The organism is Vibrio sp. 10N.247.310.98, assembly GCF_041467395.1.
Taxonomy (GTDB): domain Bacteria; phylum Pseudomonadota; class Gammaproteobacteria; order Enterobacterales; family Vibrionaceae; genus Vibrio; species Vibrio crassostreae_C.
In genome coordinates, this window is record NZ_JBFSUL010000025.1 from 40929 (window position 1) to 63982 (window position 23054).

Annotated in this window: 22 protein-coding genes and 1 pseudogene; 1 reads left to right on the forward strand and 22 read right to left on the reverse strand. The window is 44.8% G+C overall.

Going from position 1 to position 23054, the window contains the following annotated elements:
• Positions 1 to 159 precede the first annotated feature (159 nt).
• The 22 genes and pseudogenes from urtA to trmJ all read right to left on the reverse strand — a co-directional run bounded on the left by urtA (position 160) and on the right by trmJ (position 21922).
• Positions 160 to 1446 (reverse strand): urea ABC transporter substrate-binding protein, encoded by a 1287-nt coding sequence (urtA, locus tag AB6E78_RS12010; RefSeq protein WP_004735113.1) that lies wholly within the window; start codon positions 1444 to 1446, stop codon positions 160 to 162.
• A 294-nt stretch (positions 1447 to 1740) separates the two neighbouring features.
• A complete protein-coding gene (locus AB6E78_RS12015; protein WP_372111261.1) occupies positions 1741 to 1968 on the reverse strand; it encodes a zinc ribbon domain-containing protein in 228 nt (75 codons plus the stop codon).
• A gap of 36 nt (positions 1969 to 2004) precedes the next feature.
• Positions 2005 to 2993: pseudogene (locus tag AB6E78_RS12020) on the reverse strand (sensor domain-containing diguanylate cyclase).
• A 289-nt stretch (positions 2994 to 3282) separates the two neighbouring features.
• Complete coding sequence (locus tag AB6E78_RS12025) at positions 3283 to 4185, reverse strand: alanyl-tRNA editing protein (RefSeq protein ID WP_372133668.1); 903 nt, start codon at positions 4183 to 4185, stop codon at positions 3283 to 3285.
• Between the two features lie 131 nt (positions 4186 to 4316).
• Complete coding sequence (gene der / locus AB6E78_RS12030; RefSeq protein WP_017062511.1) at positions 4317 to 5798, reverse strand: ribosome biogenesis GTPase Der; 1482 nt, start codon at positions 5796 to 5798, stop codon at positions 4317 to 4319.
• Positions 5799 to 5956: 158 nt separating this feature from the next.
• Positions 5957 to 7117 (reverse strand): outer membrane protein assembly factor BamB, encoded by a 1161-nt coding sequence (gene bamB / locus AB6E78_RS12035; RefSeq protein ID WP_017062512.1) that lies wholly within the window; start codon positions 7115 to 7117, stop codon positions 5957 to 5959.
• 10 nt (positions 7118 to 7127) lie between these two features.
• Positions 7128 to 7742, reverse strand: coding sequence for a YfgM family protein (locus AB6E78_RS12040; protein ID WP_017062513.1), 615 nt, complete (start codon positions 7740 to 7742; stop codon positions 7128 to 7130).
• Positions 7743 to 7821: 79 nt separating this feature from the next.
• Entirely contained in the window at positions 7822 to 9090 is a 1269-nt protein-coding gene (gene hisS, locus AB6E78_RS12045; RefSeq protein WP_004735105.1) for a histidine--tRNA ligase, read from the reverse strand.
• Between the two features lie 70 nt (positions 9091 to 9160).
• Complete coding sequence (gene ispG / locus AB6E78_RS12050) at positions 9161 to 10282, reverse strand: flavodoxin-dependent (E)-4-hydroxy-3-methylbut-2-enyl-diphosphate synthase (RefSeq protein WP_009848294.1); 1122 nt, start codon at positions 10280 to 10282, stop codon at positions 9161 to 9163.
• Positions 10283 to 10289: 7 nt separating this feature from the next.
• A complete protein-coding gene (gene rodZ, locus AB6E78_RS12055; protein WP_017062515.1) occupies positions 10290 to 11246 on the reverse strand; it encodes a cytoskeleton protein RodZ in 957 nt (318 codons plus the stop codon).
• A gap of 440 nt (positions 11247 to 11686) precedes the next feature.
• Complete coding sequence (locus AB6E78_RS12060) at positions 11687 to 12829, reverse strand: bifunctional tRNA (adenosine(37)-C2)-methyltransferase TrmG/ribosomal RNA large subunit methyltransferase RlmN (RefSeq protein ID WP_372111268.1); 1143 nt, start codon at positions 12827 to 12829, stop codon at positions 11687 to 11689.
• A gap of 441 nt (positions 12830 to 13270) precedes the next feature.
• Positions 13271 to 13705, reverse strand: coding sequence for a nucleoside-diphosphate kinase (ndk, locus tag AB6E78_RS12065; protein WP_016797173.1), 435 nt, complete (start codon positions 13703 to 13705; stop codon positions 13271 to 13273).
• A gap of 106 nt (positions 13706 to 13811) precedes the next feature.
• Positions 13812 to 15107 carry an aminopeptidase PepB gene (gene pepB / locus AB6E78_RS12070; protein ID WP_372111269.1) on the reverse strand — a complete coding sequence of 432 codons (1296 nt, stop codon included), beginning with the start codon at positions 15105 to 15107 and terminating at the stop codon, positions 13812 to 13814.
• Positions 15108 to 15313: 206 nt separating this feature from the next.
• A complete protein-coding gene (gene iscX / locus AB6E78_RS12075) occupies positions 15314 to 15514 on the reverse strand; it encodes a Fe-S cluster assembly protein IscX (RefSeq protein ID WP_004740335.1) in 201 nt (66 codons plus the stop codon).
• A 134-nt stretch (positions 15515 to 15648) separates the two neighbouring features.
• Complete coding sequence (gene fdx, locus AB6E78_RS12080; RefSeq protein WP_010440525.1) at positions 15649 to 15987, reverse strand: ISC system 2Fe-2S type ferredoxin; 339 nt, start codon at positions 15985 to 15987, stop codon at positions 15649 to 15651.
• Positions 15988 to 16007: 20 nt separating this feature from the next.
• A complete protein-coding gene (gene hscA / locus AB6E78_RS12085) occupies positions 16008 to 17858 on the reverse strand; it encodes a Fe-S protein assembly chaperone HscA (protein WP_372111272.1) in 1851 nt (616 codons plus the stop codon).
• Positions 17859 to 17880: 22 nt separating this feature from the next.
• On the reverse strand, positions 17881 to 18396 hold the full coding sequence (gene hscB, locus AB6E78_RS12090) for a co-chaperone HscB (RefSeq protein ID WP_010440522.1): 516 nt from the start codon (positions 18394 to 18396) through the stop codon (positions 17881 to 17883).
• Between the two features lie 84 nt (positions 18397 to 18480).
• Positions 18481 to 18804, reverse strand: a complete 324-nt coding sequence (gene iscA, locus AB6E78_RS12095) for an iron-sulfur cluster assembly protein IscA (protein ID WP_010440519.1) — start codon at positions 18802 to 18804, stop codon at positions 18481 to 18483.
• A gap of 98 nt (positions 18805 to 18902) precedes the next feature.
• On the reverse strand, positions 18903 to 19280 hold the full coding sequence (gene iscU, locus AB6E78_RS12100) for a Fe-S cluster assembly scaffold IscU (RefSeq protein ID WP_004735094.1): 378 nt from the start codon (positions 19278 to 19280) through the stop codon (positions 18903 to 18905).
• A 33-nt stretch (positions 19281 to 19313) separates the two neighbouring features.
• Positions 19314 to 20528 carry an IscS subfamily cysteine desulfurase gene (locus tag AB6E78_RS12105; RefSeq protein ID WP_010440514.1) on the reverse strand — a complete coding sequence of 405 codons (1215 nt, stop codon included), beginning with the start codon at positions 20526 to 20528 and terminating at the stop codon, positions 19314 to 19316.
• A 27-nt stretch (positions 20529 to 20555) separates the two neighbouring features.
• Entirely contained in the window at positions 20556 to 21077 is a 522-nt protein-coding gene (gene iscR, locus AB6E78_RS12110) for a Fe-S cluster assembly transcriptional regulator IscR (protein ID WP_010440512.1), read from the reverse strand.
• A 116-nt stretch (positions 21078 to 21193) separates the two neighbouring features.
• On the reverse strand, positions 21194 to 21922 hold the full coding sequence (trmJ, locus tag AB6E78_RS12115; protein WP_017062835.1) for a tRNA (cytosine(32)/uridine(32)-2'-O)-methyltransferase TrmJ: 729 nt from the start codon (positions 21920 to 21922) through the stop codon (positions 21194 to 21196).
• A gap of 181 nt (positions 21923 to 22103) precedes the next feature.
• On the opposite strand from trmJ, the gene suhB reads away from it, so the two are divergent.
• Positions 22104 to 22907: an inositol-1-monophosphatase gene (suhB, locus tag AB6E78_RS12120; RefSeq protein ID WP_017062836.1), complete on the forward strand. Its 804-nt coding sequence runs from the start codon at positions 22104 to 22106 to the stop codon at positions 22905 to 22907.
• Positions 22908 to 23054: the final 147 nt, after the last annotated feature.

Below are 23054 nucleotides of genomic sequence, written 5' to 3' on the forward strand. Positions count from 1 at the left end.
CCTGCTTCCTTAACCAACCAAGTTAGATATTGTTATTTTTACTTGGAGGATGTGTGGATAGTGGTTATTACCTGAAACGATGAGCCTTCCGTTCGCTTCGCCCGTTAAACAGACGCGTTCTTCCCAAACCGGAAGGCTCAATATTCCTGAATTGACGCTCTAGTTACCGCCAGAACACTTCTTCGTTTCGACGTTAAACGCACCACATGAGAATGGCTTCGACCAGCTAGAGAACAGTTTTGCCGATTCAGGTAAGTAGCTCGACCAAGCATCACCCGCAACGAGTCCAGTGGTTTCCCAAACAATGTCGAATTGACCATCATCTTGGATCTCACCGATCAGTACTGGTTTGGTGATGTGGTGATTTGGTAGCATGGTAGAGTAGCCGCCAGAAAGGTTAGGAACAGACACACCAATCAAGGCATCTTGCACAGATTCAGGATCGGTTGTGCCTGCATTAGTGACCGCTTGAGCCCACATGTTGAAGCCAACATAGTGCGCTTCCATTGGGTCATTGGTGACACGCTTTTCACTCTTGATGAACGACTGCCACGTTTCAACGAACTCTTCATTGGCTTCGGTATCAACACTCATGAAGTAGTTCCAAGCCGCTAGATGACCCACCAGTGGTTCTGTGTCCATGCCTGACAGTTCTTCTTCACCAACAGAGAATGCAATAACTGGGATATCTTCAGATGAAATGCCTTGAGCGCCTAGCTCTTTATAGAAAGGTACGTTCGCATCGCCATTCACAGTAGAAACAACAGCGGTTTTCTTGCCCGCTTCACCGAACTTCTTGATGTCTGAAACGATAGATTGCCAATCAGAGTGACCAAATGGCGTGTAGTTGATCATGATGTCTTCTTCTGCGACACCTTTATCTTTTAGGTAGGCTTCAAGGATCTTATTGGTTGTACGTGGATAAACGTAATCGGTACCTGCAAGTACCCAGCGCTCGACTTCAAGCTCTTCCATCAAGTAATCCACTGCTGGGATCGCTTGTTGGTTTGGCGCGGCACCGGTGTAGAAAACGTTTTTAGAAGACTCTTCACCTTCATACTGTACTGGGTAGAAAAGGATGCTGTTGAGTTCTTCAAAGACAGGTAGCATGGATTTACGTGATACCGACGTCCAACCACCGAACACCACATCCACTTTCTCTTTTTCGATAAGCTCACGCGCTTTCTCAGCAAATAGCGGCCAGTTTGACGCAGGGTCAACCACGACAGGCTCTAGCTTCTTACCAAGCAAACCGCCCTTTTTGTTCTGCTCTTCGATGAGCATTAGCACGGTATCTTTTAGCGTTGTCTCACTGATCGCCATGGTGCCAGAGAGTGAGTGTAGAACACCGACCTTGATGGTCTCATCAGCAGCAAACACTGTTGCAGAAGAAAATGAAAGTGTTGTACACAGTGCAGCTAGCGATAAATTGAACACCTTGTTCATGATATTACTCCATAATTGTATTTTTGTTATTCAATTACAGAGTTACAATAAGAGTGCCAAACTTATAAACCAATGAAATTATTTATAAGTAATTGTATTAATAGAATTTAAAAGAAACTCACACCAATAGAGTGCATAGCAATCATGTAACTATGTTTCATACTGGTGCAGTGACGGTGGGAATGAACCAAGATGACACATTCCTGTTCTTCAGATACAAAAAAGACCCAACACTTTAGTATTGAGTCTCTGGTATAACATCACCGATGGTCGTTCAAACCATGTAGTTTAAGGCTATTCCGCTGTTTTAAATTCGAATTTTACTCTCGACTTAGATTTCAACTCGTTGCAATCACCGTTGCAAAAATAGCTCGCCGTACCACAGGCTTGAAGCTTCTCAAGTTGGCTGCTGCACTCAGGGCAAAACCCAACTTTAGTAAAGTGAGCCTGACAACTTTCACAATGATACTTGCCATCCCAAGCTAGCTCAGACTGGCACTTAGGGCAGATATTTTCACTCATTAGCATTTCCTAATTCACTACTATTTTTACAATCTACTACCGCTGAGACTTCGCTTGCTTGATTTGGTACATGTTCTTATCAGCTTGTGCGATCAACTGGTCTAATCCTTGAGGATCTTTCTCACAAGACAACCCAACACTCACTGAGAACTGCACATCATTGATATAAAGCGCTTGTTGCAGTGCTTTCTCTAAGCTGTGGTAGAAGCTAACAACGCTTTCTTGATCATCAAAGCAAGAGAACACCACAAACTCATCGCCACCATAACGGCCTATCTTGGCACATGCTGTGGTTGCCTCATCAAGAACTTCGGCAACCGCCAACAGCACATCGTCACCGAAACTGTGGCCATAGGTATCATTTATCGATTTGAACTTATCGACATCAACAAACAAACACGCCATCACCTTTTCAGAAAAGCATCGCTTGGCCAACACTTTCTCCGCTTCATTAAACAATGCGAGACGATTCAAGCAATGGGTTAAAGAATCTCGATTAGCGAAAAAGTTTAGCTGGTTCTCCAGCTCAAACTTCTCTAGTGCTACCGAATACAGGGAAGCCAGTAGCTCTAAGATCTCGAGCTCAAATTCATGTGGTTCAGAGATGTACTGGCTATAAATAGCGAAGGTAACCAACACATTACCGCGCGACGAGATAATGGGGACCGACCAACAGGCATGTAAATTCGCTTGATTGGTTAAGACCAGAAAAGGTGCCCAGTTTGGGTGTGCATTTATGTTGGAGACCATCACTGCTTTCTTAAGCGCAGCTGCCTCGCCACAAGAGCCTATCCCCGCACCAATTCCTATCCCTTCAATCTGTTGATTGTAAAAATCAGGCAGGTTTGGGGCATACTCAAGGTGTAACGTTTAGACTCTGAGTTGAGCAGTAAAATTGAAGCCATGCGCTGCTCGGTAAGCTGAATAATCTTGTGATTTAAATCTTTGCGATCCATCCCAAGCGCAAGCTTCCGCAGCAAACTATTGACGGCTCGATGACCTTCTAATAAAAATTGTTGTTCCATTCACTAAGGCTTTCAATTGTGTAATCGGGTACAGCTTGTTCCTATGCAAGCTTGTTATTGGTTAATAATAGCACACTAAATTAGTACGACACACAATCGAAGATCATAGGTTGATCTTTCGCTTTATCTATTTTGATCAGCGATCTACCCCAAAAAGAATATTTATATCACCACATACCGAAAGCATAAGTTACATGTGCTGCATTTCAATTTTAAACAGTAATTTATATTAAAAGTTACATGCAAAAACAAAACAAACAGCACAAGCCATTTCGATCTGTAGTCTAGATCATCGAATTACATGCGTCAGCATTTCAATATGCTGGTCATCTAACTGGGTTAACTTAACGGATAATGCCTTAAGTTCTGAGGTGTTCTCAATGTGAGTACCACCACACGGAATAGACACTAAAGTGTCGGCATCCAACTGCCATTCCCAATAGCGAGAGTCTGTTAATGCTTCGCCTTCCAGTCGCATTGCAACTGGCGTCGGCTCTGCAAACCAGCCCGCAATCATCTGGTTGATATCAGCTTCGATGTCATCAAGATTTGCTAGCATGTCTGCAACGTTCAAACCGCGCTTCTTGAGGGTTTTGCCTAAACGATACTTATCGGAACACAGCTCTGGAGTCACAAAGCTCGTCACTTGTGCGTAGCTATTGAAGTCGTAACTGCCAAGCGGATCTTTTCTATCCGCATCTTTACGCCAGTAGCGCTCAGCCAATACTTTATTCAAAGCTAGGAAAGCGATGTGGCCAGCACTGTGACCACGGCTCAAACTGGCTTGGTACTCTTTATCAACCGACAACACGACTTCGTCGTTAACCTTAATCATAGAAGCAGATGTAGGTAGCTGGTGGACAACAACAAACGCCCACCCTTCCGTATCACGCTTAACAGGGATATCTGCTGAGATATGAAGCTTGCCAGTAGATTGTTCTATAGCACCAACAAGGCAGTCTTCAACTGGATATAGCACGTCACCAACACTCACAAAGCCTTGGTCTGCAGGGTGATCTGGCCAAATGTGACTCACTGGGTGGAAGGGTGTCACGTCGGTGATCAGGTAAGTTTTGCTGTCATCGCTTTCAACGTACTGCGCTTTAGCATTGAGCTGCCAAGCCTGATGACAAAATTGAGTGATGGTTGGTGTGATTGCTGACACAGGTGTAATCAAATCGCTAGTAGTCATATCGTTCTTCTTCTGGAATCTAGTCTGATTCGTTGAGCCATGATGATAAAAACGTATTGTTATGGCTTAACGTGAATTTTGCTTAAAAAAATACCCGAGACAGGCTCGGGTATCAAATCTATTGGAAAGGTTTACTTACGACCTTTAACCATGCTCATCATACGTTTACGTTTACGTTCTTGAGAAATTGTCAGCTTGTTAGTCTTAGCTTCAAATGGGTTCTCGCTGTTCTGGAATTGAATGCGAATAGGTGTACCCATGATTTCTAGTGAACGACGGTAGTAGTTCATCAAGAATCGTTTGTATGAATCTGGCAAGTTACGAACTTGGTTGCCGTGGATAACTATAATCGGTGGGTTGTAGCCACCAGCGTGCGCGTATTTCAGTTTCACACGACGGCCACGAACCATAGGCGGTTGGTGATCATCAGTCGCCATCTTCATGATACGAGTTAGCACAGAAGTACCAACACGAGTAGTCGCTGACTTGTAAGCTTCTTGTACAGACTCAAACAAGTGACCAACACCTGTACCGTGAAGTGCAGAGATAAAGTGAATACGTGCGAAATCAACGAAGCCTAAGCGACGGTCTAGCTCTTTCTTAACGCGTTCTTTAACGTCGTTATCTAGGCCATCCCACTTGTTTACGGCAATAACAATTGAACGACCAGCGTTCAACGCAAAGCCTAGCAAGCTTAGATCTTGATCAGAGATGTTTTCGCGAGCATCGATAAGCAGCAATACAACGTTAGCATCTTCAATCGCTTTCAGTGTTTTAACCACTGAGAACTTCTCTACCGTTTCGTTGATGTTTTTACGACGACGAACACCCGCAGTATCGATTAGAACGTATTCACGCTCGTCACGCTGCATTGGGATGTAGATAGAGTCACGAGTCGTACCTGGCATATCGTAAACAACCACACGCTCTTCACCAAGAATACGGTTCGTTAGCGTTGATTTACCTACGTTAGGACGGCCAATGATCGCTAGTTTGATCGGTTGATCTTGAAGACGCTTGAATTCTGCTTCAGCTTCTTCTTCTGTAAATTCAACCTGCTCTTCTTCTTCGTCTTCAAACTCAGTTAAGTCGCTTACTTCGCCATTCTCAGCTTTTAGCGCTTCTGCGAATGGGTTAAGAGCAAGGTCAATAAGTGCAGTAACACCACGACCATGCGCCGCAGCGATTTGGTACATGTCTTCTACACCTAGTTGCCAGAAGTCAGCACTTGCAGCATCAGGGTCGATACCATCAACCTTGTTTACTACTAGCATTGAAGGCTTTTCTAGTTGACGTAGGTGCTTAGCAATCGCCACGTCTGAAGGTGTTAGACCCGCACGGCCATCTACCATAAATAGAACGACATCAGCTTCATCAATCGCCGCTAGCGACTGTTCAGCCATTTTAGTTTCAACACCTTCTTCAGTACCGTCGATACCGCCAGTGTCAATAACAATAAAGTCATGCTCGCTAAAATGAGCATGACCGTATTTACGGTCACGCGTTAAGCCAGGGAAATCCGCAACCAATGCATCACGAGTTCGAGTCAATCGGTTAAATAACGTAGATTTACCTACGTTCGGACGCCCTACTAGAGCAACAACAGGTACCATAACAACCTCTACAATTTCTTCTCTAAATGTAGTTATAGGTAAGCACTTGTTCGCAAGTTTAAACTCTTACCTATAACCACACGGTTTATTAATTTTTAACAACAAAACGGCTCCTGGCTGTTACCAACCAGGAGCCGACTGTGAATTATATCACGCTTTTATTGGCTAATCGTTAGTTTCTTTACATCGCCATTGCGAGTCGTCACTAAGTAGCCTTCAGGCAGTTCAATTGGTGCAACCGCAAAGCCGCTATCATCGACAAGCTGTTGAGCAACAAACTCACCCGATGAACGATCCAACCAGTGCAGATAACCTTCAGTATCACCCACGACTACATAACCATTAATAATAGCAGGTGCTGTCAGTAAGCGGTTTTCTAACAATGGAGTGCTCCACAGTTCAGTACCACTACGCGCATCAACCGCAACCACATGGTCTTTGTCGGTAACAACGAACAAACGGCTACCATCACTTGCTAAATCAATCGCTGATGAGTAGTTACGTTTCCAAATTGGCTTACCAGAACGAAGGTCGATAGCAATCAGCTGACCATTGATACCTACGGTATACAGGGTGCCACCAAGAACAATTGGAGATGCATCAACATCAACCAAACGATCAATTTCCGTTGCACCTTTTGGTGTGCCTACTGGCTGTTGCCAAATAAGCTGACCACGATCAACGATAGCCGCAGCTAGACGACCATTTGCTGTACCCCAGAATACACCACCAGAAACTGCAACAGGCGAGCTATCGCCACGCAGTGTTAGGCTTGGTACTTCCGTACTGATGGTCCATTTTTGTTCACCGCTTGCTTGATCTAACGCGATCAACATACCGCGACTGGTATGAACAATGACCATGTTGCTATCAGTTGCTGGGGATGCAAGCACCTCGCCATTGACTGATACACGCCACAGCTCTTCACCGGTCGATTCTTCCAGTGCGATCACTTCGCCATTTTCAGAACCAACAAAAACTTTACCGTAAGCCGCCGTTAAGCCACCCGATAAACGAGCCAATACGTCTTTCTCAAGATCGACTTTCCACAGCGCTTTACCTGTATCAGGATCAAGCGCTTTAACCATACCTTCACGGCTTGCAACAAACACTTTGTCGTAAGCCAATTCTGGCGTTAGTTTTGAAAAGTAGTGACCAACACCATCACCAACCGACGTAGACCATTCCTGACTAGGAGTGAACTCGCTGTTTACCGTTGGGACTGGAGCCATGATTACGGTGTCTTCTTCACCCGCACAGCCAGCTAGTAGGCCAAGAGCAATCGCACACAACGCCGCTTTTGGAAACATCTTCTTCATTCAAAGCGCCTTATTTAGCTAGGTCGTCAAGTTTGATTTGAAGCGTTTGGCTAGCGTCAACAGCTTGCTGTGCTTCTGTGTAAGCACTGTATGCTGCGTCTGTGTCGCCTTTACGAAGTGAGATATCACCACGCAGTTCAGCAACACGGCCTTTCCAAGATTCGTCTGTCATAGCAGCAAGATCAGTCAGTGCTGCGTCAAATTCACCTTGCTCAGCTTTAATACGTGCAACACGGTAAGTAAGTAGTGGCGCAAGTGCCGCGTCCTTAGTTGCCGATTTTGCCCACTCGAGCTGTTCAAGTGCCGCCGCTAGATCGCCTGCTTGTACTTGTACTTTTGCTAGTTGCATAGCAGCAAGTACTGAGTACTCAGCATCTTTGTTTGCGTCGATGAAAGCTTGAATATCAGATTGAGCATCAACACCCTTAACATCAAGAGCTGAAATTACAGAGGTGTAGCTTTCTGAAGCTGCTTCACGCGCTTCAACTACTGAATCTTGGTAATAGCGCCAGCCAAATAGACCACCTAAACCAATAACCGCACCAAAGATTACGGCTTTACCGTTCTCTTTCCACCAATCTTTAATGGCTTCAACTTGTTGCTCTTCGCTATCGTAAAGTTCCACTTCCTGTCCTCTTTAATTCTTTAAACGCCAGCATAGTGCTGACGTTAGTATTCATTATGAGCGTTTGCTCAATGGCTAATTAGATTAGCGCAGCAACTTTCTCTGCAACTTCCGTTTGAGACACGGTTTCTTGCTCGCCGCCAACCAGATCTTTTAGCACAACTGTATTGTCAGCAACTTCGTTCTCACCAAGTACCAGCGCCACAACAGCACCTACTTTGTCAGCACGTTTGAATTGCTTCTTGAAGTTACCACCACCGAAGTGGTTCATTACACGCACGCCTTCAACGGTGTCGCGTAACTGATTCGCTAACTGCATGCCCGCGATCATAGTACCTTCGCCAGCAGCAACTACGTATACATCAACGCTACGACGAACTTCTGTTAGCTCTAGCGTTTCCATCATCAGAACCAGACGCTCTAGACCCATTGCGAAGCCAACTGCATTGGTTGCTTTGCCGCCTAGTTGCTCAACAAGACCATCGTAACGACCGCCGCCACATACTGTACCTTGAGCACCAAGGCTGTCTGTGATCCACTCAAATACGGTGCGGTTGTAGTAATCTAGGCCACGTACTAGACGCTCATTAACTTGGTATTCGATACCAACAGCGTCAAGAAGTTCACACAAACCAGCAAAATGTTGCTTCGATTCTTCACCTAGATATTCAGATAGTCGAGGTGCGTCACCTAAGATAGCTTGAACATCAGGGTTCTTAGTATCAAGTACACGTAGAGGGTTAGTGTGCATGCGACGTTTGCAGTCTTCGTCAAGCACATCAATATGTTGCTCAAGGAAAGCCACTAACGCAGTGCGGTAGCTTACGCGATCTTCTTGAGAACCGATTGAGTTCAGCTCTAGGCGAACGTGCTTATCGATACCTAGCTCACGCCATAGACGTGCTGTCATCATGATAAGTTCTGCGTCAACGTCTGGACCGTCTAGACCAAACACTTCAACACCACATTGGTGGAATTGACGGTAACGACCTTTTTGAGGACGCTCGTGACGGAACATAGGGCCCATGTACCATAGGCGCTGTTCATCACGGTTGATAAGGCTATTTTGAATACATGAACGAACACAACCTGCTGTGCCTTCTGGACGCAGCGTTAGGCTATCGCCATTGCGGTCGTCAAAGGTGTACATCTCTTTAGAAACAACGTCTGTCTCTTCACCAACTGCACGGCTAAATAGGTTTGTTTCTTCAACGATAGGCATACGTACTTCGTTGTAACCGTATGCGCTCACCACGCTTTTAACTGCGCTTTCTACTTTCTGCCACAGTGGTGATTGAGTTGGAAGGCAGTCGTTCATGCCTCGAATTGCTTGGATATTTTTAGCCACAGTATTTATTCCGTAATTTCTCACGACCAGGTGTTAGTGCGAATAGACAATCACACCCCATCGCGTTGTATTAATCTTCTAAGTTTTCTACATCAATGCGATTTGCTTTATCAAGCACTGACGCTTTTGCACGAATCTTAGCTTCAAGTTTGTCGACAAGGTCATCGTTGTCGAAGCGCTCTTTCTGACGCTTACCATCTTCGTAGAAGGCACTCTTACGTGCACTACCAGCTAAACCTAAGTGAGACACTTCAGCTTCACCAGGGCCGTTAACCACACAACCGATGATAGATACGTCCATTGGAGTGATCACGTCTTCTAGGCGCTCTTCAAGGGCATTAACGGTGTTAATAACATCGAACTCTTGACGAGAACAGCTCGGACACGCAATGAAGTTGATGCCACGCGAACGAATGCGCAAAGATTTAAGAATATCAAAGCCAACTTTGATCTCTTCAACCGGATCAGCCGCTAGCGATATACGCAGCGTATCGCCGATACCTTCAGAAAGAAGCATACCTAAACCTACCGCTGACTTCACAGAGCCTGCACGCGCACCACCCGCTTCGGTAATACCAAGGTGGAGAGGTTGATCAATCTGCTTAGCCAGCAAACGGTAAGAACCGACAGCAAGGAATACATCAGAAGCCTTCACGCTGACTTTGAATTGATCAAAGTTCAGACGGTCTAGGATATCTACATGACGCATTGCTGATTCAACAAGCGCTTCTGCTGTAGGTTCTGTGTATTTCTCTTGGATCTCTTTCTCAAGAGAACCGCCGTTAACACCAATACGAATCGGAATATTCATATCACGTGCACAATCAACAACTGAGCGGATACGGCTTTCGTTACCGATGTTACCTGGGTTGATACGCAGACAGTCAACGCCGTATTCCGCCACTTTAAGTGCGATACGGTAGTCGAAGTGAATATCAGCAACCAAAGGAACAGAGACCTGCTGCTTGATTAGCTTAAAGGCTTCAGCTGCATCCATAGTCGGTACAGATACGCGAACGATATCAGCGCCAACTTTTTCCAGAGCTCTAATTTGAGCAACGGTCGCGGCTACATCTGTTGTTCTTGTGTTGGTCATGGATTGCACAGCAATTGGTGCACCATCACCGATCGGCACATCACCCACATAAATACGGGTTGATTTGCGACGAATAATAGGAGATTCGTGTTGCATATTAACTCTAAGGTAAGGTTATTCTAGCTACTTTGCCTGAAGTATACCCAGAAAGGTCGACAGGTTCACTTGCAAATGTCATTGATACGCCTTCTGGCGCACCTAGAATCACTTTATATGGCGCAGTTCCTGATAGATTTAACGACTGACCTGCTTTTTTGATGCCAGTCGACAAGGTTTTACCCGTTGCATCTTTTACTTGGATCCAGCAATCAGCGGTGAACTGCATCACTAGTTCGTTAGCCACAGCTTCAGGAGCCGTGCTAGCTTCAACCGTTTCTGCATTCGCAGCAGCTTCAGCAGTTGGTTCAGTCTCTGTTGTTTGTTGTGCAGAAGTTTCGTCAGCTGGAGTAACAGCATCTGAACTTTCTTCCGCATCGCTTATCGCAGCAAGGCCTTCAGCACCTTCAACAACAGAAGCACCCGCTTCGTTTTGTTCAGCTTCAATCACTTCCAAAGAGGTGAATTCAGGGGCAAGTGATTCTTCTACCGCTAGCTCTTCTGAGCTTTCAGTATTCGCTAAAGATTGAGATAGGGTGTCTTGCTGTTGGTTCTGCCACCACCAAAGTGAGGAGATACCCGCAATGACCGCAAAAATGCTCCAAGTCAGGATCATAATACGGCTGTTGTGCTTCTCGGTTTTGGTCTTACGAGAAAAACTCAGCATTTCTTGCTCTTGATGCTGAGCATCACCGGCATGATGCAGCGCACTCAATACGACTTTTTCGTCAAGATTGACGTATTTCGCGTATGAACGAATATAGCCACGCATAAACGTCGCCACTTGATCTGACTCGAATTGGTTTTCTTCAATTTGTTGGATCAGAGTAACGCGAAGTTTCAAGCGATCAGAAATCTGCTTTTGCGTTAAACCAAGAGATTCTCGTTTGTTCTTAAGCAGCGTTCCCGCTTCCAAAGCTGGAGCTACGTTTTCTTGCGCTTGTGTATCTTGTTCTGTGTTCATAGAGAGTGAACTTCTAAAGTATTATCGCAGGTTGAGGAGAGCGTTTTCTTATTGTCGTTTAAGCTCAATCTAACAACCCACGTTATGTGGAATTTTTCCTGCTATCTAAATCATCAACCCTTAAAGGCGAACATCATTCATTTATTATGGATGACCTTCTCAGGAAGCTAGTTTATCAAGTAGCCAACCTAAATAGACATATTGATGATCAGTAGCAAGCGAGCACTTAAATTAATTTAAGATTAGTTAATCATAAGCTAATGCCATTACAAGGCAAAAACACTTTAAACAAAATTTACCGTCAGCTCATGGTTTTGTCCAAAATTTGACGAAAAATGTAAGAAAGCGTGGGCAAGAAGTCCAAAAAATCAAAAACTGCACCCCAGAAAAGCAACAAGCCAGAAGTAAGACTTCTGGCTTGTTTAGGTTCTAATCGCGTTTTATAGCGCTTTTACTTCAATCACACCACCGGCAATCAAGTTCGCTTCAGAGGCTGCTTTGATCATTTTGGTACGTTTGGTTCTATCAATCACATCACCGACTAACTGACCACACGCGGCATCAATATCATCACCACGAGTCTTACGAACGGTTACTGTGTAGTTGTATTCCATCAGCGTTTTTTGGAAGCGATCAATACGAGAGTTGCTTGGCTTCTTATAAGGCGAACCCGGGTAAGGGTTGAATGGAATCAAGTTGATCTTACAAGGCGTCTCTTTCATTAGCTCTGCAAGTTCACGTGCGTGGTCCATATCATCATTCACATGATCCAATAGCACGTACTCAACCGTTACTTTACCGCGGTTAGCGTTTGAAGATGCAATGTAACGACGAACAGATGCTAGGAAGTCTTGGATATCCCAACGGTCGTTGATCGGCATGATTTGGCTACGTAGTGCATCGTTTGGCGCATGTAGAGAAATAGCCAATGCGACATCGATGTTGTCTGTCATTTGGTCAAGGCCAGAAACAACACCAGAAGTTGATACGGTTACACGACGCTTAGACAGTGCGAAACCTAGATCATCAAGCATGATTTCTAATGATGGCATTAGGTTCTTCATGTTCAATAGAGGCTCGCCCATACCCATCATTACAACGTTAGTAATTGGACGACGACCGGTTTCTTTTTCTAGGCCGATTTCGCGAGATGCACGCCAGATTTGGCCAACAATCTCTGAAACTTTTAGGTTACGGTTGAAGCCTTGTTGAGCTGTAGAACAGAACTTACATTCAAGTGCACAACCAACCTGTGAAGATACACATAGCGTCGCACGGTCACCATCTGGGATGTATACCGTTTCAACGTCTTGGTCGCCAACGCTCATCGCCCATTTAATTGTGCCATCTGAAGAGTGTTGAGCTTCAGAAACAACAGGTGCAACAATCTCACAGCGACGTTGAAGTTTCTCACGTAACTTTTTGTTGATGTTATTCATTTGTTCGAAGTCATCGACACCGAAGTGATAAATCCACTTCATCACTTGCTCTGCTCGAAACGCTTTCTCATTCAGTTCTTCTGTGAAAAATTTACGAAGACCTTTACGATCAAAATCGAGTAGATTGACTTTAGCTGTGGTCATGATGCCTCTCAATGACGGAACAATAATTAAGGGCGCGAATTGTACAGGCTTTACGCAACTTCAACAAGCATTGTAAAACCCTGTGTTTATTAAGACATTCAAACTTAAGCGATTAAAATTTGAACAATTGTATTTATCGGCCTGAGATTACCCAATTTAAACAAAGATTCCCGATTACACTCCTTCGTCGCTTTCGGGAATGACGTAAATAATCACCAATTGCTCGATAATATTTACCACGAGATGGTTGCTCCAAAGTTCCCCGTCATTCCAGAACTGAGGAACGAAGTATCTGGAATCTCCAATAACAAAAACAGATTCCCGATTACGCTCCTTCGTCGCTTTCGAGAATGACGACTAAATTGATTATCGAGAGCGTAAAATCCACTTACAAAAAAGGCCTCACCGAAGTGAAGCCTTTAGAATCATTTGCTGTGCCGATTATTGAGCTGGGCGTGGGCAAATTTCAGATTCTGGGAAGAAGAATTCGATTTCGCGAGCTGCAGACTCAGGGCTGTCGCTGCCGTGTACTGAGTTGTAACGCATGCTGATTGCGTAGTCAGCACGGATAGTGCCACATGCCGCTTCTTCTGGGTTTGTTTTACCCATAAGCTCACGGTAACGAGCGATAGCGTTTTCGCCTTCAAGCACTTGAACCATGATAGGACCAGAAGTCATAAACTCTTTAAGAGCCGGGAAGAACTCTTTGCCTTCGTGTTCAGCGTAGAAGCCACTCGCTTGCTCTTCAGTAAGACGAACCATTTTAGCAGCAATAATTTCTAGGCCTGCTTTTTCGATACGGTGGTAGATTTCACCAACAAGGTTACGCTTAACTGCATCCGGCTTAACAATTGAGAACGTTCTTTCTAGAGCCATAGGGATTCCTTCACTTCATTTTTTTGTTATTAAATACTGAAATTACTGAGATCTTTCGATCTGAGCTTTATGAATGAGCGGCACAAAATACCGCTCACCCTTATTATTATTTTGCTTGGTCGATAAGAAGACGAGCCAGTGTGCGAACGCCCATACCCGTTGCGCCTGCCGCCCACTTGTCACTTGCTGACTTACGGTAAGTACCCGCGCAATCCATATGAATCCAACCTTTTTTGTAATCATCTACAAAGTAAGAAAGGAATGCCGCTGCTGTACTTGCACCCGGTGTGTAATCGCCTGTGCTGATGTTTGAAAGATCAGCAAAGTTTGAAGGCAACATACCACGGTGGAAATCAGCAAGAGGCAGTGGCCATAAGCCTTCTTTCTCTTGGTTTGCCGCTGTTAGCGCTTGGTGAGACAACTCATCATCGAAGCTTAATAGTGCGTGGTAGTCGTTACCTAATGCGTTTTTAGCCGCGCCTGTTAGCGTTGCACAGTCGATGATCAGCTCAGGGCTTTGTGCACTTGCGTACATCAGGCCATCAGCTAGCACTAAGCGACCTTCCGCATCAGTGTTCATGATCTCAACTGTTTTACCGTTTTTGTAGGTAATGATATCGCCAAGCTTCAATGCGCGACCAGAGATCATGTTCTCTGCGCAACATAGAATAAGCTTGATGCGCTTGTTAAGACCGCGTTCAATCGCAAGACCTAAACCACCAGTAATCGTTGCTGCGCCACCCATGTCAGCTTTCATCGCTGTCATGAATTGGCCTGGCTTGATACTGTAACCGCCCGAATCGAACGTAATACCTTTACCGACTAAACAAGCAAATACAGGTGCGTTTTCATCGCCTGTTGGGTTGAAGTCCAGTTGCAGCATTGCTGATGTACGCTCAGAGCCACGGCCGACCGCGTAGATGCCTTCCCAACCTTCGGTTAGTAGATCCTTGTCTTTAACAATCTTCGCTTTAACAGTGCCCGCTGGTGCCACTGACTTGATGTATTCTGCAGCCATTGTCGCAAGTTGACGAGGTGCCACTTCTTCAGCGGTTTTATTGATAATGTCACGCGTCCAGTCAGTTGCGCGAATACGAGCTTCAAGCTCAGTTTGATCGGCTTCTGAAAGTGCATCCCATTCCAATGCATTCTTTTTCTTTGGTCCACGGTAGCCTTGGTAGAAAGCCCAAACGCTTTCTAGAACCCAACCTTCACCACGAAGTGAAACGAATGCGATACCTTGTCCGTCAAGCGTACGACCCGCACGTTGAACTGCGCCTAGATCGTGGCCTTCACCAATGTGAATTGTCGCTCCCGCTTCTGAGAACGATAAAATAGCTCTTGCTCCCCACTGAGGCTGGGCAGCTTCTTGACTTAAAAATACTGGCATCTGTGTAGACATGATTTCTCCTTGTCATGAACCACTTCGAGAGTGTGATTCTGATTATTTTTTATTAGCTCACTGATGTTAGCATTATGTAGGAGGAAAATGTCATTTTGATAAAAAAACGGACCATAAGGTCCGCTTTTTTTAGTAAGAATTGTTAACTTGGCTGCGTTTTATATTGGACTGATGCCAACCCGCGACCAAATCATCAGATAAGAGGATTAATCCATCTCATCCATCCAGCACAAAATAATAGCCTCTAAGATTTTCTCATTCGAGTGGTTAGGCTCGTCGTCGAACTCTTCAAGGTCTAGCACCCATTGATGCAGATCGGTAAAACGTACCGTTTTAGGATCAGTATCAGGGTACAAATCACATAGCTCAATTGCGATATCTCGCGAATCAATCCACTTCAAGCTCATAACACTTCCTTATATTTATCAGCGACGCTTGGTCACCTTTATGATCTATATTCTAGGCCAGTTTTCTTAGTATGTTTGTCTAAGCAATAACTCTCTCAGTCATCGCTGTATTAGCCATGACTGAGAACAGGTTCTTAATGGTCTTCAGAAGCCAGGTTCAACGTGTACTTTGGAATCTCTACAACAAGATCCGTATCAGCCACTTTAGCTTGGCAACCCAAGCGAGATTCCATCTCTAAGCCCCATGCTTTATCTAGCATGTCGTCTTCTAGATCATCACTCTCTTCTAAAGAATCAAAACCTTCACGAATCACAACGTGACATGTTGTACATGCGCACGATTTCTCACATGCGTGTTCAATACCAATACCGGCCTTCAGTGCAACATCAAGAACCGTCTCACCAGTTTTTGCTTCTAAAACAGCGCCTTCTGGACATAGATCTTCGTGAGGTAAAACAATAATCTTTGGCATGTTTATCTATTCTCTAACTATTAAATATTATCGACTGACTGACCTGACAGTGCAGCACGAATTGATTTATCCATACGACGAGAAGCAAAGTCTTGGCTCGCTTTGTCGGTATTCTTAATTTCTAGTTCAATAGCATCAGCGTTGTCGCCATTACGCACTTCAATCAGTGCTTCAATCGCTTGAACAAGTTGTTGTTTGCCTTGCTCATCAAGTAGCTCGTCACCGTCGGCTTGCATTGCAGCGATAAGGCCTTCGATAACGCGATCCGCTTCTACGCGTTGCTCAGCAAGAGCACGCGCTTGCATGTCTTCTTTTGCAAACGTCATCGAATCTTTCAGCATGCTAGCCACTTCGTTGTCGCTTAGACCGTAAGAAGGCTTAACTTGGATTTCAGCTTGAACGCCAGTGCTCTTCTCCATTGCGGTAACCGATAGCAGGCCATCAGCATCCACTTGGTAAGTAACACGAATATGAGCAGCACCTGCAGTCATCGGCGGGATGCCTTTCAGAGCAAATCGAGCCAGTGAACGACAGTCATCAACCATCTCACGCTCGCCTTGCACGGTGTGTACTGTCATTGCAGTTTGACCGTCTTTGAACGTGGTAAATTCTTGTGCGCGAGCAACAGGGATCGTGGTGTTACGAGGGATGATCTTTTCGACTAAGCCACCCATGGTTTCGATACCCAGTGACAGAGGGATAACATCCAATAGCAGCATCTCAGAGTCAGGCTTGTTGCCAACTAAGATATCCGCTTGAATCGATGCGCCAATCGCAACCACTTCATCAGGGTTAATACTGGTTAATGGAGTACGACCAAAGAAGCCACCGACCATTTCACGAACAAGTAAGGTACGAGTTGAACCACCTACCATCACGACTTCTAGTACTTCATCCGCGTCAACTTCCGCATCTTTCAGTGCTCGGCGGCACGAAAGCAGCGTTTTCTTAACTAGTGGCTTGATGATCTCTTCGAACTCTTCACGAGTTAAAGAGCCAGACCAACCTAGTGCTTCAACATTAACGCTTTCAGCTTCAGATAAGCCAATCTTCGCTTCTGTTGCTGCGTCTAGAAGAATACGGTTCTGTTCTGCTGTCAGCTCTAACAAGCCCATTTGCTCTTGGAAATGATCCGCAACTAAATGGTCAAAGTCATCGCCGCCTAATGCAGAGTCACCACCGGTTGCTAAAACTTCGAAGACACCTTTAGACAGGCGTAGGATAGAGATATCAAACGTACCACCGCCTAAGTCATAAACAGCGATTACCCCTTCTTTACCTGAATCCAAGCCATAAGCAATCGCGGCTGCAGTGGGTTCATTAAGAAGACGTAACACATGAAGACCAGCAAGTTGCGCTGCGTCTTTGGTACCTGCACGTTGTGCATCATCAAAGTACGCAGGGACGGTAATCACGGCACCAGCCAATTCACCACCTAACGTCGACTCAGCACGTTGACCGAGTGCACGAAGAATATCTGCAGATACTTGAATTGGGTTCTTATTTCCTTGCGCTGTGTTAATCACAGGCAGGCCATTATCACTTTCTTCAAACTGATATGGCAGAGATGGGTATCGCTGTTGAATATCTGACAGTGAACGACCGATTAATCGCTTAACTGAGATAATGGTATTTTTAGGATCAGTTTGTGCATTTACACGCGCTTCATCACCAGTGGTGTACGACTCTGACTGATAGTGAACAACGGAAGGGAGAATACTGCGACCTTGTTGATCAACAAGCGTGCTTGCCTCACCACTGCGCACTGACGCAACCAATGAGTTTGTTGTACCTAAATCAATACCCACTGCAAGCTTGTGCTGGTGAGGAGCGGCGCTTTGCCCTGGTTCTGCAATCTGAAGTAGTGCCATGGATGTGTCCTTGTTATACGAACTAGCCGATCAAACGATCTTCAACTAACTCGATTTCATTCTTTAATTTTGCAATAAACTTAAGCTTTCTTACTCGGTCTGCAGCTTCTAACCAAGCTTCGCTGTCGAGTTCTTGTTGGATAGCGCTTAATTGTTGTTTATACATTTTGCTAACCTTTCCTTCAAATGCAAACAAAGCATCTTCAGGATCAGAACTGTCGGCGATATCTTCCAGCTCTTCACGCAATTCCATTTGCTCCATCAGGAACATAGGATCTTGCATAGTCTGCTGCTCACCACGAATATCCTCACCATGTTGAACTAACAGGTATTCAGCGCGGCTGACTGGATTTTTCAACACCTGGTACGCATCATTGATTTGCGCAGCTTTTTGCACAGCCAGCAAGCGATCTCGCTCAGAAGCCGTGGCAAATTTATCAGGGTGGAATTGGCGTTGCAGATCTCTAAACTGAGAAGAAAGAAGGCTACCATCCAGTTGAAACTGAAGTGGTAGCCCAAATAATTCGAAATGATTCATGTAACGGTGGTCCTAAGTTTAGGCTCTTTACTTAGAGCCTAATTTTATTCTTCGCTCATTATAAACGCTCAACGATTGAGGCGTTTATACATTGAAGCTCTCACCACAACCACATTCGCCTTTCGCGTTAGGGTTGTTGAATTCAAAACCTTCGTTTAGGCCTTCTTTTACGTAATCAAGCTCAGTACCGTCTAGGTAAACTAGGCTCTTTGGATCAATGATGACCTTAACACCTGAATGCTCGAACACTTCGTCTTCTTCGTTGAGCTCGTCAACGAATTCCAGTACATACGCCATACCCGAACAGCCAGTAGTTTTTACCGCTAAGCGCAACCCGATACCTTTACCTCGGTTATCTAGGAAAGCTTGAACTCGGCTTGCTGCCGTATCTGTCATGGTGATGGCCATACTACAACCTTGTGTTTTATATAAATTGAGAACTCAGGGGGAGCACAAAGGGTGCTCCCAAATATTACTTTTTTGAAGTGATTACGTTGTAGAAACGATTAGTGCTTCTTTTTGTAATCCGCAACCGCTGCTTTGATTGCATCTTCAGCAAGAATTGAACAGTGAACTTTCACTGGTGGCAACTCTAGCTCTTCTGCGATTTCAGAGTTTTTAATAGCAGCTGCTTCATCAATACTTTTACCTTTAACCCACTCAGTGACTAGTGAGCTAGAAGCGATTGCGCTACCGCAACCGTAAGTCTTGAATTTTGCGTCTTCAATAATACCTTCTGCAGATACTTTGATTTGCAGTTTCATTACGTCACCACAAGCTGGTGCGCCAACCATGCCGCTACCTACACTTGGATCTTCTTTATCAAACGAACCTACGTTACGTGGGTTTTCGTAGTGATCAATTACTTTTTCGCTATATGCCATGATAGTTACCTCGAATCCTCTATTTCCGTGAGATTAGTGATGAGCCCACTCAACAGTGTTCAAATCAATCCCTTCTTTATACATATCCCATAGAGGAGACATGTCGCGTAATTTATTTACTGCTACACGGATTTGTGCAATCGCGTAGTCGATTTCTTCTTCCGTAGTGAAACGGCCGAATGAAAAACGTACTGAGCTGTGTGCCAGTTCATCGTTTAAGCCAAGAGCGCGTAAAACGTATGAAGGCTCAAGACTCGCTGATGTACATGCAGAACCTGATGATACCGCTAAGTCTTTTAAAGACATAAGCAGAGATTCACCTTCAACGAAAGCAAAGCTCACGTTTAGGTTATGTGGTACACGTTGATCTAAGTCGCCATTTACCGTTACTGCTTCTAGATCTTGAACCCCTTTCAATAGACGCTCGCGAAGTGCTAGTGCGTGGTCATAATCTTTCTGCATGTCTTGTTTAGCGACAGCAAAAGCTTCACCCATACCCACGATTTGGTGAGTAGCAAGCGTACCAGAACGGAAACCACGTTCGTGACCTCCACCGTGCATCTGTGCTTCAAGACGAATACGTGGCTTACGACGAACGTACAAAGCACCAATGCCTTTAGGGCCGTATGCTTTGTGTGCAGAAAGAGAGATAAGGTCAACTTTCATCTCTTTTACATCTAGTGGGATTTTACCCGCAGACTGAGCCGCATCAACGTGGAAGATGATCTTGCGTGAACGACATAATTCGCCGATTGCAGAGATATCTTGGATTACACCAATCTCGTTGTTTACGTGCATGATAGAAACAAGAACCGTATCTTCACGCATTGCTGCTTGTAGCTTGTCTAAATCAATGATGCCGTTTGCTTCAGGCTCAAGGTAAGTCACCTCAAAACCTTCACGCTCTAGTTGGCGACATGGATCAAGAACCGCTTTATGTTCTGTTTTACACGTGATTACGTGCTTACCTTTCTTCTCGTAAAAGTGCGCTGCACCTTTGATAGCAAGGTTGTCTGACTCTGTAGCACCTGACGTGAAAACAATCTCACGTGGGTCTGCATTTAGTAGATCGGCAATTTGCTCACGAGCATTATCTACTGATTCTTCTGCCTGCCAGCCGTAACGGTGTGAACGAGATGCAGGGTTACCGAAGTTACCGTCCATCGTCATGCACTGAACCATTTTTTCAGCAACACGTGGATCGACTGGGCATGTAGCTGAATAGTCAAAGTAAATAGGCAGTTTCATTTTCTACTCCAATGTAAAAACTGACCGCTAAGAGCGGGCATTAACACCGTGAGGTGCTGCACTAATCGTTGTAGTGCTCGTATTTTTATGTGCAAAACCATTATTAACCGCAAGATCGATATCTTGACGATCAGAAATCTCTAAAACTTCGTTATCTTTCATTAGCTCACCGAGCGTAATGTCATTTAAGAAGCTGCTGATTCGGGAGCTTAAATCACGCCAAAGAGTGTGAGTTAAACAACGACTACCACCTTGGCAATCTGCTCGACCGTGACACTTAGTTGCATCAACTGATTCGTCTACTGCAGCAATTACAGTTCCGACAGCGATGTCGCTCGCTTCAGCACCTAAACGGTAACCACCGCCAGGACCACGAACACTAGCAACTAAGCCAGCTTTACGTAACTTAGAAAATAGCTGTTCTAAGTAAGATAATGAGATGCCCTGTCGCTCTGAAATATCAGCCAGAGGAACTGGGCTTTTTTGCGAATGCAGTGCTACATCTAGCATAGCTGTTACCGCATATCTTCCTTTAGATGTAAGTTTCATATCACACCGAATCCACATTGTTTATGTGGTTGGAATCTTCCCATACCTGACTAAATTGGTCAAGTATTTAGTTGACTATTTTAGTCAAGTATTCACCCTTAGGGTTTGTGTGGTTTTTATTTGTCGTTTTTGCTCTTCTCAATTGAAGTCAAAATGCCGCGTAGAGTGTTGATCTCTTGCAACTCTGGACGAGCTCGACTGAACAGACGACGTAGTTTATTCATCACCTGACCTGGCTTATCCTTAGAGATAAATTGGGTATCAATGATCACTTTTTCAAGGTGCTCATAGAACATTTCTAGTTCTTCGTGACGAGGGTACTCATCTTGTTGCTGTGGCTGATATTGGCTAGCGACCATATCAAGGTGAGCTACACGCACTTCGTAGCTCAGAGTCTGCACTGCCATTGCTAGGTTTAGCGAGCTGTATTCAGGGTTAGCTGGGATACATACATGGAAGTGGCACTTCTGAAGCTCATCGTTAGTCAAGCCAGTACGTTCACGGCCGAACACTAATGCGACTGGGTGCTTTTGACCTTCAATCGCAAACTTTTGTCCACACTCACGAGGCTCAAGCATTGGCCATTCAAGCGTACGTGAACGTGCACTCGAACCAACCACCAAACCACAGTCTTTTACGGCTTCGTCTAATGTAGAAACGATAGTCGCGTTTTCTGCGATGTCACCTGCACCCGCAGCCAGTGCTAAGGTCTGCTCGTCAACTTCACATTGAGGGTCTACAAGAACTAATTGACTCAAACCCATCACTTTCATTGCGCGAGCTGCTGATCCGATATTTCCCGAATGAGACGTACCAACCAGAACGACTTTTACATTGTCTAACATGCTATATGACACCACTTTAAAAATAATCGCGAGATATTAACACATAGCAAAGTAAAATGGTCAGACCCTTCGCGTAATGTGAAACCAAGAGTTCAAAAAATAACCACTTCCCTTTTGGTAAAACTTTGGTATACTCGCCGCCGCTTTAAATTGTTCTTTAACATCTTGTGGGAAAAACCATATGCATCCAATGCTAAACATTGCGATACGCGCTGCGCGTAAAGCTGGCAACCATATTGCTAAATCTCTAGAAACAACTGATAAGATCGAATCGTCTCTAAAAGGTAACAACGATTACGTTACTAACATTGCTCAAGAAGCTGAGTACATGATCATTGAGACAATCAAAGCATCTTACCCAGAGCACAGCATTATTTCTGAAGAGAAAGGCCTGACTGAAGGTAAAGACTCTGATGTACAATGGATCGTTGACCCACTGGATGGCACCAACAACTTTGTAAAAGGTTTCCCTCACTTCTCTGTATCTATCGCTGTTCGCATGAACGGTCGTACAGAAGTTGCTTGTGTTTATGACCCAATGCTAAACGAGCTATTCACAGCTCAACGTGGCGCTGGCGCTCAACTTAACAACGCTCGTATGCGTGTTACTCAACTAAAAGACCTTCAAGGTACTGTTCTAGCGACTGGTTTCCCATTCAAGCAAAAACAACACTCTGAATCTTTCATGAAGATCATCTCTGGTCTATTCATCGACTGTGCTGATTTCCGTCGTACAGGTTCTCCTGCTCTTGACCTATGTTACCTAGCAGCTGGCCGTGTTGATGGTTACCTAGAACTTGGCCTTAAGCCATGGGATCTAGCAGCTGGCGATCTAATCGCTCGTGAAGCTGGTGCTATCATGACTGACTTTGCTGGCGGTACTGATTACATGACTTCTGGTAATGTTGTTGCTTCAAGCGCACGTGGTGTTAAGTCTATTCTTAAGCACGTTCGTGAGAACGCTAACGAAGGTATGCTGAAGTAATTCAGACCTTACGTTAACGCTCCCTATTTTAAGGGCGCATAAAAATTCCAAAGCCTCGCTATATAGCTATAGCGAGGCTTTTTTGTATCTGCGATACGAGATACGAGATACGAGATACGAGATACGAGATACGAGATACGAGATACG